Source organism: Micromonospora globispora (genome assembly GCF_003857015.1).
In the GTDB taxonomy this organism is placed as follows: domain Bacteria; phylum Actinomycetota; class Actinomycetes; order Mycobacteriales; family Micromonosporaceae; genus Micromonospora; species Micromonospora globispora.
In genome coordinates, this window is sequence record NZ_QGGF01000273.1 from 16339 (window position 1) to 27466 (window position 11128).

Sequence of the window (11128 nt, forward strand, 5' to 3'; positions counted from 1 at the left end):
CCGGCGGTGGTTACCTCTCGCGGACTGCGTGGAGGCCGTGGTCGACCAGGGGGGCGACTATGTCGCCGATCCGGTCGAAGCCGCCGCCGAGGGTCTGCCCGAGGGTGTGCCGGTAGTGGATCCCCTCGCAGATCACCGCGAGCTTGAAGCAGCCGAGCGCGACGTGCCAGTGCAGCGGCCCCACGTTGACGTCGCTGCGGCCGGCGTACCGCTCGATCAGCTCGGCGCCGGTGGGGAAGCCGGCCCGCGGACCGAGCCCGTCGGCCACCGGGTTGCCGTCGGCGGCGTCGCTGTTTCCGAGCACGTCCCAGTACGTCAGCAGCAGCCCCAGATCAGCCAGCGGGTCGCCGAGGGTGGCCATCTCCCAGTCCAGCACCGCCCGGACGGAGACCGGGTCGACCGAGGCCAGGAGGTTGTCCAACCGGTAGTCGCCGTGCACGATCCGCCCCGCGTTGGCGCCCTCGGGTACGGTCTCCGCGAGCCCGTCCCGCAGCTCGTCGATCCCGGGCAGCGGGCGGCTGCGCGAGCGGTCGAGCTGGCCGGCCCAGCGGCGTACCTGCCGACCGAGGTAGCCGTCGGGGCGGCCGAAGTCGGCCAGCCCCACTGAGGCCGGCTCGACCATGTGCAGCGCGGCGAGGGTGTCCATCATCGCCATCGCCAGGTCGCGCCGCTGCCCGGCGGTGAGCGGGTCGGTCTGCGACCGGCTCCGGAACACCTCGCCGTCGACCTTCTCCATCAGGTAGAACGGTGCGCCGATCACCTGGTCGTCGGCGCAGTACAGCAGCGCCGCCGGCACCGGCACCTCGGTCGGGGTCAGCGCGGAGATCACCCGATGCTCGCGGGCCATGTCGTGCGCGGTGGCCAGGACGTGCCCGAGCGGCGGCCGGCGCAGCACGAACTCCTGCTCGCTGGCGCGGACCAGGTACGTCAGGTTGGACTTGCCGCCGGCGATCAGCCGGGCCGACAGTGGGCCGGTGGCCAGGTCGGGCCGGTGCTCGGCCAGGTACGCGGCGAGCCGGTCGAGGTCCAGCCCCTTCGGTGACCGGCCGGACTCCGTGCCGGTCGGGGTCTGGGGTGCGTCGACGGCCGGTTCGGTCATCCGAATAGTTGATGGCAGCTCAGCCTTGTTGTCAAGGTCGGATTTTCCCCTGGGATATCCGGCGGCAACAGGGGCGAAATGGTCAACCAGCAGGCTGGTGCCCAGCCTGCCGGCCGCGACGGCCGGCCCGCCGAGCGGAGGGACCAGACATGTTGCTGAGAGTTCGGGTGACCCTGCCGGACCGACCCGGCACGCTCGGCCAGGTGGCCCGGACGCTCGGCGTCGCCGGCGCCGACATCGTCCAAGTGGTGGTCCTGGAACGGCTCGGCGGCCGGGCGGTGGACGACTTCACCGTGGTCTGGCCGGGCGCGGCGCAGGTGGAACGGCTGATGGCCGGCCTGGCCGCCATCCCCGGCGTACGGGTGGACGGGGTATGGCGGGCCATCGGCGCGCCGACCACCACCGGCCAGGACGCGGAGCTGCTCGCCCAGATCGCCGCGAACCCCACCGACGGGGTGGCCACCCTGGTCGACGCGGTGCCCGGGCTGGTCGCCGCCGACTGGGCGGTGGCCGCCGTCGTACCCCTGGACTGGGCCTCCCGCAGCGGCGGGGCCGGTGAGGCGACCATCGGGTACGCCAGCTGGCGGGCCCCGGCGCCGCCCGCGCTGCCGGAGGTGACCCCGCTGCGGGCCCGCGCGCTGACCTCTCCCGCCGGCACCCACTACGCGGTGACGCCGTTCGGCCGGGCCGGGTTGGTGCTGGTGGTGGCGCGGGACCGCACCGAGCCGCTGGCCGCCGCCGCGTTCCACACGACCGAGGTGGACCGGCTGGCCCAGCTCGTCCGGGCCGGCGCGGTGATCCTGGGCGACCGTCTCGACCTGGTCGGCGCGCCGCCCGTGACCAGCGTCACCTGACCGGATCCCGTCGCGTCACCGGCGGGCAACGGCGCCGCAACAGCCGACCGGCAGGGTCTTGTGGTGAGGAAGGGAGCAGACATGGCGCTGTGGCGGATCCGAGCCACCGTGGACGACCGGCCGGGCTACCTGTCGGTGCTCACGGCGAGCCTCGCGTTGCGCGGGGTCAACATCCTCACCGTGCAGGTGCACACGACGGAGGCGGGGGCCGTCGACGATTTCCTCGTCGACGCGCCGGACGGCCTCGACGAGGCCGACCTGCTGGCCGCCGTCGAGCGGGGGAGGGGACGGGACTGCTGGGTGGCGCGCAGCGAGGCGCGCGGCCTGGTCGATCAGCCCACCCGGGTGCTCGGGCTGGCCGCCCGGCTGGTCCGGGACCCGGACGCGACCGGGGAGGCGCTGCGCGTCCTGCTCGGCGCGGACACGGTGACCTGGCGACCGATGCCGGCCGGTGCCCGCGCCGGCATCGGCGCCGCCAGGATGCTGCTGGCCGACCCGAGCGGCGGGTCGTACGAGCTGCACCGGGGCGCGCCGAGCTTCACCCCGGCCGAGTACGCCCGGGCGCAGGCGCTCGTCGAGCTGGCGGCGGCCGTGGTCCGCCGGGCGGCGGACCAGGTGAACCTGCTGTTGCCGGATGGCGCCGAGCTGTTGGTACGGCCGGCGACGGCGGACGATGTGCCGGGCGTGGTGGAGCTGCACGAGCTCTGCTCCACGCGCAGCCGGTACCGGCGCTACCTGAGCGCGATCCCGTGCCCGTCGGCGCCGCGGCTGCGCCAGCTGCTGGAACCGGCGCGCGGCCTCACCCTCGTCGCCGCCGAGACCAGCTCCGGTGGCGAGGCGGATTCGGTGGTCGCGATGGCGAATCTGATCGCGGAGGGGGACGAGGCCGAGGTGGCGCTGCTGGTGCGGGACGACTGGCAGCGGCGCGGGGTCGGGTCGGCCCTGCTCCGGCGGCTGGTCCGGCACGCCGAGGGGGCCGGGTACGCGGCGCTGGTGCTGCACGTCCACGCCGAGAACGCGCCGATGCTGCGGACGCTGGCCCGGCTGGGCCGGCCGGCGCCCGTGGAGCGGGACGGTCCGGTGGTCACAGCGACCGTGCCGCTGGCCGTCCCGGTGGCCGTCCCGGCGGACCGGGCACGCTGACCGACAGCAGCACCGGCGCCGGGTGACACCGGCGCCGGTGGACCCGGCCGTCCTCCGGTACGGGGGCGGTGCAACGGCAGGGCCCCCGGTGCGGGGGCCCTGCTGTTGCCCGGGCTCAGGTGGCCGGGTAGCTGCTGTAGTCCGGGAAGTTGCCGTAGAGCCGGTCGTCGCCGCCCTGGGTGACCGCCTGCACGAGCAGGTCGCCGCCGACGAAGGCGCCCTTCCACGAGGCGCCCCGGCCGCCGAACGGCTCGTCCCGGTCGCCGCGGGACCGCGGCTTGTTGATGCCCACCTTGAACGCCTGGAGGTCGACCGCCAGCTTCCCGGCCAGTTCCTCGTCGTCGCAGGCCAGGGACGCGACCAGCGCGCCGTTGGAGGCGTTCATCGCGGCCAGCAGCTCGTCGGTGGTGTCCACCACGACGATGGTGTCGACCGGGCCGAACGGTTCGGCGTGCATCAGCCGGGAGTGCCCGGGCGGGGCGAGCAGCACGGCCGGCGCCACGTACGCCGAGGTGTCCTGACCGTCGAGGAACGGCGCACCGTCGAGCTTGCCGCGGTGCAGCGGTACCGCCCCGCCGCGTACCGCCTCGTGGACCTTGCGGCGCAGCTCCTCGGCCTTGGCGGCGCTGATCAGCGGGCCGAAGTCCAGCTCGGGGAGCGGGTCGCCGGCCGCCCAGTCGTCACCGACGGCGAGCGGGTGTCCGAATTGGACCGAGCGCACCACCGGCAGGTACATGTCGAGGAACTCGTCGACCAGGTCGCGCTGGACCACGAACCGCGGGTACGCGGTGCAGCGCTGCTTGCCGTACTCGAAGCCCTTCTTCACGTGGGCTGCGAGCATGTCCCACTGGGAGAAGTTCCAGATGCCCCAGGCGTTGAGGCCCTCCTGCTCGATGAAGTGCCGCTTGTCGGAGTCGAGCAGGGCGGCCGCCACCTTGCCGCCGTTGGAGCGACCGCCGACGAAGGCGACCGCGCCGATCTCGGGGGCGCGGACGAGCACCTCCGACAGCTCTTCGCCGCTGCCCGAGACGAGCGTGGCGGGCAGCCCGGCGCGGTGCATCTGGGCGTGCGCGACGGTGAGGCAGACCGCGCCGCCCTGCGACGGGGTCTTCGCGATCACCGCGTTGCCGGCGAGCAGCTGCACCAGCTCGGCGTGGACCAGCACGCTCATCGGGTAGTTCCAGGAGGCGATGTTGCTGACCGGTCCGGGCAGCGGCTCCCGCCCGTCGGCGAGCATCCGGTCGATCTCCTCGACGTACCAGCGGACGCCGTCCAGGGCGCGGTCCACGTCGGCGCAGGCCAGCCGCCACGGCTTGCCGATCTCCCAGACCAGCAGCAGGGCCAGCAGGTCGCGCTGCGCGGTGAGCGCGTCGAGGGCGTCGGTCACCCGGGCCTTGCGTTCCGCGAGCGGCGTCTGCGCCCAGTCGCGGTGCGCGGCGGCGGAGTGGGCGACCGCCGCGCGGGCGGTGTCGGCGTCCAGCCGGGCCAGGTTGACCAGGACGGTGTTGTCGACCGGGGTGCGGACCGGGGTGGGCGTCCCGACCGCGCGCCAGTCGCCCTCGATCAGGTTGTGCAGGGTGGCGCGGCCGTCGGCGGACGACCCGAAGGCCTCCGGTGCGGCGGCCACCGCGCGGGCGAGGGTGTCGGACCAGGCGGTGCCTTCGGCGAGTCTGAGAGCCATCGCGATCTCCTCAGCGTTGACCGGGGGAGCGGCGGCGTCGATGGCACCGCTGGTGTCGCGTACTGTCCCGCGCCGTCGAGCGCGGCGGCAACCGTACGCTCGTATGCCAGGACACCCGGCCCGCCGGTCGACGGCCGCCGCGTCCACTCGCGGCCCCCCCCAACCGGCTCTGACCTGGGCGTACGCGCAAAATCGATCAGCAGATATCGATGATGTGATCCAGCTCCGGGCGTCGTCGACCGGGTTACCGATCGGTACGGATCAGCGCCCCGTCCAGTTCAACCCGCCGCTGACGGCGTCCGTCCGGAAAATGACGGAACCGGCCGCCGGACGGAAGTCCGACGGCCGGTTCAGGTCACCGGCTGCGATCAGCTGGTGAAGGTGATCTTGTCCCGACGTCGACGGAGCACCATCAGGGCGGCACCGCCGCCGATCAGGGCGAGACCGGTGAGCGCGGTGCTGGTCGCAGCCACGCCGGTCAGCGGCAGGCTGCCGCCACCGTTCTCACCGTTGCCGCCACCGGCGCCGCCGCTCAGCGAAGCGCCCGGCGACGACGGGGTCGACGGCGACTCCGACTCGGACGAGGTCGGGGTCGGGGTCGGGGACTCCGTGGACGTGGTGCACGGCTTGACCCAGAAGACCTTGTGCTTTTCGGTCCACCCCGGGTGGTTCTGGCGGTCAACCGTCAGCTTGACGTGGTAGCCCTGCTTGGGGTGCAGGTAGGCGCCTGCGAGGTCGAGCGTGTAGGGGTCGTTGTCGGGGGCCCCGGTGTTGATGGAGAACTTGTACACGTTGTCCGGGTCCCGGGTGTAGGCGCCACCCGAAGCCTCGTCATCGCTGACGACCTGGTCCGCGAGGCGCCCGACCTCGTGGAAATCGCTGGAGGACGGCGGCTGTGCGGAGAAGATGAGGGTCGCCGGCTCGTCCTTGTCGAAGTTGAAGAACTCGACCTGGAACTCGCAGGTGACGTGGGGCTCGTTCCGGTTGTCCAGCTGGTACTCAGGCCCATCGATCTTGACCGTGCCATTCGCGCCGTTCGGGTCTGCGGCAAGCGCGGGGGTGGCGATCGCGAGGGACGCAACGCCGGCGGCTGCTGCGGAGCTGAGCGCGAGCCCGAGGCGTCGACGCTGTCGCATGGGAAGTCCTCCGGGATGTTGATTTAAGGGACGCTAAAGGATCACTGACTGTTAGGACGCAGCGCATCCCCTGAACGGCCCGATGTCGATACTGATTGAGCGCCGTGAGGTACCGACATCGTTACGCGTTCACGGAATTCGCCGACCGTGGGTCAGCAGTCACCGCCCGTCACTTGACGGCGCAGGTGCGGAACGCAAGAAGTCCGGCATGTTCCCCGTTTCTCCGCGACGTCCCGATAGCTGCAGGCAGCATAGTGGACCTGGTGACACCCCGCCGCCCCTGGCCCACGGGACACGCCGCCCGGTCCGCCCTGGTCGGCCGGCATCCCAGGCTGACCGCGCTGAACAGCGGCATGCTGGGCGGATGGAGCACGCGCTGCTGACCGTCGGCCACGGATCCGCGGACCGCACCCGACTCGCCGAGCTGCTGGGCGGGGCGGGGATCGACCTCGTGGTGGACGTCCGGCGCTATCCGGGCAGCCGCACCAACCCCGACGTGCGGCGCGAGGCGCTCGAACGCCGGCTGCCGGAGGTGGGGATCGACTACTGCTGGGAGCCGCGGCTCGGCGGCCGGCGGCACGTCCGGGCCGGGGAGCCGGAGCCCGACACCTGGTGGACCGTCGCGGCCTTCCGGGCGTACGCGGTGTACACCCGGACCGCCGACTTCGACGCGGCGCTGGACGGGGTGCTGGCCGAGGCGGCCCGGCGCACCACAGTGGTGATGTGCAGCGAGAACGTGTGGTGGCGCTGCCACCGGCGACTGATCGCCGACGTCGCCGTGCTGGGTCGCGGGGTGCCGGTGTGCCACCTGATGCCCGACGGCCGGCTCAGCCCGCACCGTCCGGCCGACGGCGGTCGTCGGCTCCCCGACGGCCACCTGATCTGGGACCGCGCTCCCGATGGCCGCCCCGCCGCAGCACCGCCCGCCTAAGCTCGACCCGTGCGAGCCCCGGGACCGTCCACCGTGCTCTTCGTCGTCTACGACGGGGTACGCCTGCTCGACGTCACCGGGCCGGTGGAGGTCCTCACCGTGGCCAACGAGCACGGCGGCGCGTACCGCCTGGTGCTGGCCTCTCCGGACGGCCGCGACGTGGTGAGCAGCGCCGGCGTCCGCCTCGGCGTCGACGTGGCGCTGGACGCGGTGACCGGACCGGTGGGGACGCTCGTCGTGCCCGGCGCACCGGACTGGCGGGCCGCTGCCGACGCCGCGCTGCTGGACCAGATCCGCCGGCTGGCCGCAGGCTCGGACCGGATCGCCTCGGTCTGCGCCGGGGCGTTCTCGCTCGCCGCCGCCGGCCTGCTCGACGGCCGCCGGGCGACCACCCATTGGGACCTGGCCGACCAGCTCGCGGAGAACTTCCCGAGGGTAACCGTCGACCCGGACCCGATCTTCGTCGCCGATGGCCGGATCATCACGTCGGCGGGCATCTCCGCGGGCATTGACCTGACCCTCGCCCTGGTCGAGTCGGATCTGGGGCCCGAGGTGGCCCGGACCGTCGCCCAGCACCTGGTGGTCTTCCTGCAACGCCCCGGCGGCCAGTCCCAGTTCAGCGTCCGGACGAGCGCCGGAAGCACCCGCAACGACCTGCTGCGTCACGTGTTGGACGCGGTGGCCGCCGATCCCGGCCGGTCCTGGGACCTGGCCACGATGGCAACGCTGGCCGGGGTGAGCGTGCGGCATCTGGGCCGGCTGTTCCGCACCGAACTGGACACCACGCCGGCCGGGTACCTGGACCGGATCCGGGTGGAGTCGGCGCGGAGCCTGCTGGAGCGCGGCGACGAAACCCTCGACGTGGTGGCCCGCCGCACCGGCTTCGGTTCACCCGAGACGATGCGACGGGCCTTCCTGCGGGAGCTGGATGTCACCCCCGGCGCCTACCGGTCCCGATTCCGGACGACCGGAGTCGCCAAGCACCGGTAGCGGCCGGCGGCGGCGCGCCCAGCGGCCGGGTGCCGGCAGCGCGCCGTCCCCGGTGGCGCCCGCCGTCAGCGAACCGCAGCCGCCGCGGCCCGGTCCGGGGATCCCGCGGGCCGCTCCGGTTCCGCCGCCGGTCCGGTGTCCCGCTGGAACAGCGCGACGAGCCCGGCCGCGGCCAGCAGGCCGACGGAGAGCCAGAGCCCGACGGCGACACCGCCGGAGTCCGACAGCACCCCCGAGACCAGCGGCCCGATTGCCTGACCCACCGAGAACGCCACGGTCAGCAGTGCGATGCCGGCGGTCCAGCCAGCCGGTGGCAGGGCCCGGCGGGCCAGCACCGTCGCCGCGGTCGGGCCGGCCATGAACGAGCTGCCGAAGACGGCCGCCGAGACCAGCGCCGCGGGCAGGCCGGCGGGCAGCAGCAGTACCGGCAGCACGCCCAGCAGCACCAGGAGGGAGACCAGCGCCGGCGCGCGGCCCCCCGGCAGCCGGCCGATCAGCCGCCCCCACACGAAGAGCGTGGCGAGCACCGAGGCCAGACCCAGGACCACGAAGAATGTGGCCGTGCCGGAGGTCCCCAGGCCCTGCTCCCGCAGCAGCGCGATCACGAAGGTCATGTAGCTGACATAGCCGGCGCCGAAGAGCACGTACCAGGCGATGCCCGGGGCGAGGCCGGTCAGCGCCGCCCGGGACAGACCCGAGCCGGCGGCCACGGCGACCGGCGGCACCCGACGGAGGGCGAGCAGGGCCGGGACGACCGCCAGTACGGCCATCACGCCCAACGTCAGCCAGCCGGCCCGCCAGCCGGCGTCGCCCCCGTCCGCCAGGACCGACGGTACGAGGACCCCGGACAGCATCACGCCGACACCAACCCCGGCCATGTAGAGGGCGACGAGCGACGCCGCCCGCCGATGCCCGCTTCCGGCCGCGATCCGGGCCGCGAGTGCGGAGCCGAGCACGAACGAGACCGCCGTGGTGACCCCACCGGCGAACCGCAGCAGGCTCAGCGCCGGGTAGTCCGCCGTGGTCCCGGTGAGCAGCAGAACGAGCGCACTGACCGCCAGGGCGCCCAGGAAGGCTGCCCGGTCGCCGATCCACCGGGCCCACAGGACCGCCGTGCCGGCGCCGATCACGTAACCGGCGGCGTTCGCCGTGTTCATGCCGCCCGCCTGCGCGTACGTCCAGTGCAGGTCGCCGCGCATGGCGGGGAGCAGCAGCGCGTACGCGAAGCGGGTGAAGCCGAGCGCCACCACCGGCCCGGCGGCCAGGCCGAGCGCGGTCAGCGGGTCACGCCACCGGCTGAGGGGACGGGACATGGTTCCTCCTTGATCCGCGGGCCCCGGTGGCCCGCCGACCAGGTAGAACCAGCAGCGGTGGTGGCCGATGGCCGGCCGGATGGACCAGCCACCCTCGGATCGGGACGCCGATTCGGACATCCGGGACGTGACGCGGCGAATGGTGCCGCTAGTCCGCCAGCTCGTCGGCGAGCAGATCCATCAGGAGGGCGTCGTGCCACCGGCCGTCCGCGTCGCGCTCGTAGCGGCGCATGATGCCGACCGGGCGGAAACCCACCTTCGCGTACGCGCGGATCGCCGCCGTGTTCGCCGCCGCCGGGTCGATGGTGAACCGGTGGTGGCCGTACTCGTCGATCAGGTGTCGGGCCAGGGTGCGGATGGCGTCCCCGCCGAGGCCGGCGCCGCGTACCGCCGGGTCGAGGAAGATGTCCAGGCTGGCGTGGCGGTAGTCCGGGTCGGACTCGGCGTACCACTGGATCGCGCCGACGACCCGGCCCTCGTGCTCGACGGCGTACACGGTCAGCTCGTCGTCGGCGAGGTCGGCGCGGACCGCCGCGGCCAGGTCGTCGCCGCCGCGCCACCACCGGCGTACCTCCGGATCGGCCCGGATCGCGGCGAGGGCCGGCACGTCCGCGTCCGTCGCCGGTCGCAGCGTCACCGCCCGCCCCCGCAGCACCGGACTCAGCCCCTGATCTCGCCGTGCTCGACGCAGACCGCCGACCAGCCCACCGGCAGGACCTGCACCTTCATCCGGCGCCGGCAGTGGCCGCAATAGCGCGGCGGTTCCAGCTTCCGCGCCGCGGCGCACGCCGCGTGCCCGCCGACCGCCGCGTCCGTACCGCAGCGGTCGCACCAGTGCTGCGCCGCCGCGGGCTCGACAAGCTCGGTCACGCCTTGCCTCACAGGGTCGCCGAGAGCGCCTTGACCGGCATCTTGAGGTCCTCCAGCAGCTGCAGGTCGTCGGTCGCCGGCCGGCCCAGGGTGGTCAGGTAGTTGCCGACGATGACGGCGTTGATGCCGCCCAGCAGCCCGTCCCGGGTGCCGAGGTCGCCGAGGGTGATCTCCCGGCCGCCCGCGTACCGGAGGATGGTGCGTGGCATGGCCAGCCGGAACGCGGCGATGGCGCGCAGCGCGTCCTTGCCCTCGACCACCGGGCGGTCACCGAGCGGGGTGCCCGGACGGGGGTTGAGGAAGTTCAGCGGCACCTCGTGCGGGTCCAGCTCGGCGAGCTGCGCGGCGAACTCGGCCCGCTGCTCCACCGTCTCGCCGAGGCCGAGGATGCCGCCGCAGCAGACCTCCATGCCGGACTCGCGGACCATCTTCAAGGTCTCCCAGCGCTCCTCCCACGAGTGGGTGGTGACCACGTTGGGGAAGTAGGAGCGGCAGGTCTCCAGGTTGTGGTTGTAGCGGTGCACACCCAGGTCGACCAGCTCGTCGACCTGCTCCTGGGTCAGCATGCCCAGCGACGCGGCGACCTGGATGTCGACCTCCGCCTTGATGGCGGCGACGCCCTCGCGCATCTGCTTCATCAGCCGGGCGTCCGGGCCGCGCACGGCGGCCACGATGCAGAACTCCGTCGCCCCCGTCGCCGCGGTCTGCTTCGCCGCCTCCACCAGCGAGGGGATGTCCAGCCAGACCGAGCGGACCGGCGAGGTGAACAGGCCCGACTGCGAGCAGAAGTGGCAGTCCTCCGGGCAGCCGCCGGTCTTCAGCGACACAATGCCCTCGACCTCGACCTCCGGGCCGCACCAGCGCATCCGCACCTCGTGGGCGAGCTGGAGGGCGGCGGGCAGGTGCTCGTCGGGCAGGGTGAGCACGGCGAGGACACCGGCCTCGTCGAGGCCGACGCCGTTCTCCAGCACCTGGGTCCGGGCCTGGTCGAGGATCTCTGGCATGGCTCGTACCCTACAAGGCGCCTTTTCGGGCCGGAAACGGCCGCGTTCCGCCGCCGGTGCGGCGGGGAGACGGGTGCGGGCGGGCTGCTCGGGCCGCCCGCCGGGGA

General features: G+C 73.6%; 11 protein-coding genes. 4 read left to right on the forward strand and 7 right to left on the reverse strand.

What is annotated here, in order from left to right; all coding sequences use genetic code 11:
- Positions 1–10 precede the first annotated feature (10 nt).
- Positions 11–1099: a phosphotransferase family protein gene (locus DKL51_RS12825; protein WP_124812077.1), complete on the reverse strand. Its 1089-nt coding sequence runs from the start codon at positions 1097–1099 to the stop codon at positions 11–13.
- Between the two features lie 149 nt (positions 1100–1248).
- Between DKL51_RS12825 and DKL51_RS12830 the strand changes: the two genes are divergently transcribed.
- Together DKL51_RS12830 and DKL51_RS12835 are read left to right on the forward strand one after the other, a co-directional pair.
- The gene (locus DKL51_RS12830; protein WP_109946311.1) at positions 1249–1953 is read left to right on the forward strand and encodes an ACT domain-containing protein; all 705 of its coding nucleotides are present in this window, start codon (positions 1249–1251) and stop codon (positions 1951–1953) included.
- Positions 1954–2034: 81 nt separating this feature from the next.
- On the forward strand, positions 2035–3096 hold the full coding sequence (locus DKL51_RS12835) for a GNAT family N-acetyltransferase (RefSeq protein ID WP_124812078.1): 1062 nt from the start codon (positions 2035–2037) through the stop codon (positions 3094–3096).
- Between the two features lie 115 nt (positions 3097–3211).
- On the opposite strand, the gene DKL51_RS12840 is transcribed toward DKL51_RS12835, so the two are convergent.
- Entirely contained in the window at positions 3212–4777 is a 1566-nt protein-coding gene (locus DKL51_RS12840) for an aldehyde dehydrogenase family protein (RefSeq protein ID WP_124812079.1), read from the reverse strand.
- Between the two features lie 368 nt (positions 4778–5145).
- Positions 5146–5913, reverse strand: a complete 768-nt coding sequence (locus tag DKL51_RS12845; RefSeq protein WP_124812080.1) for an LPXTG cell wall anchor domain-containing protein — start codon at positions 5911–5913, stop codon at positions 5146–5148.
- Positions 5914–6277: 364 nt separating this feature from the next.
- Between DKL51_RS12845 and DKL51_RS12850 the strand changes: the two genes are divergently transcribed.
- Complete coding sequence (locus tag DKL51_RS12850) at positions 6278–6844, forward strand: DUF488 domain-containing protein (protein ID WP_109948356.1); 567 nt, start codon at positions 6278–6280, stop codon at positions 6842–6844.
- 9 nt (positions 6845–6853) lie between these two features.
- A complete protein-coding gene (locus tag DKL51_RS12855) occupies positions 6854–7834 on the forward strand; it encodes a GlxA family transcriptional regulator (RefSeq protein WP_124812081.1) in 981 nt (326 codons plus the stop codon).
- Between the two features lie 65 nt (positions 7835–7899).
- Here the strand turns inward: DKL51_RS12855 and DKL51_RS12860 are convergent, their stop codons facing one another.
- The 4 genes from DKL51_RS12860 to bioB all read right to left on the reverse strand — a co-directional run bounded on the left by DKL51_RS12860 (position 7900) and on the right by bioB (position 11021).
- Entirely contained in the window at positions 7900–9147 is a 1248-nt protein-coding gene (locus DKL51_RS12860; protein ID WP_185734788.1) for a YbfB/YjiJ family MFS transporter, read from the reverse strand.
- A gap of 148 nt (positions 9148–9295) precedes the next feature.
- On the reverse strand, positions 9296–9802 hold the full coding sequence (locus DKL51_RS12865) for a GNAT family N-acetyltransferase (protein WP_109948353.1): 507 nt from the start codon (positions 9800–9802) through the stop codon (positions 9296–9298).
- Positions 9803–9807: 5 nt separating this feature from the next.
- On the reverse strand, positions 9808–10017 hold the full coding sequence (gene bsaP, locus DKL51_RS12870; protein WP_311768038.1) for a biotin synthase auxiliary protein BsaP: 210 nt from the start codon (positions 10015–10017) through the stop codon (positions 9808–9810).
- A gap of 8 nt (positions 10018–10025) precedes the next feature.
- Positions 10026–11021, reverse strand: coding sequence for a biotin synthase BioB (gene bioB / locus DKL51_RS12875; RefSeq protein WP_124812083.1), 996 nt, complete (start codon positions 11019–11021; stop codon positions 10026–10028).
- Positions 11022–11128: the final 107 nt, after the last annotated feature.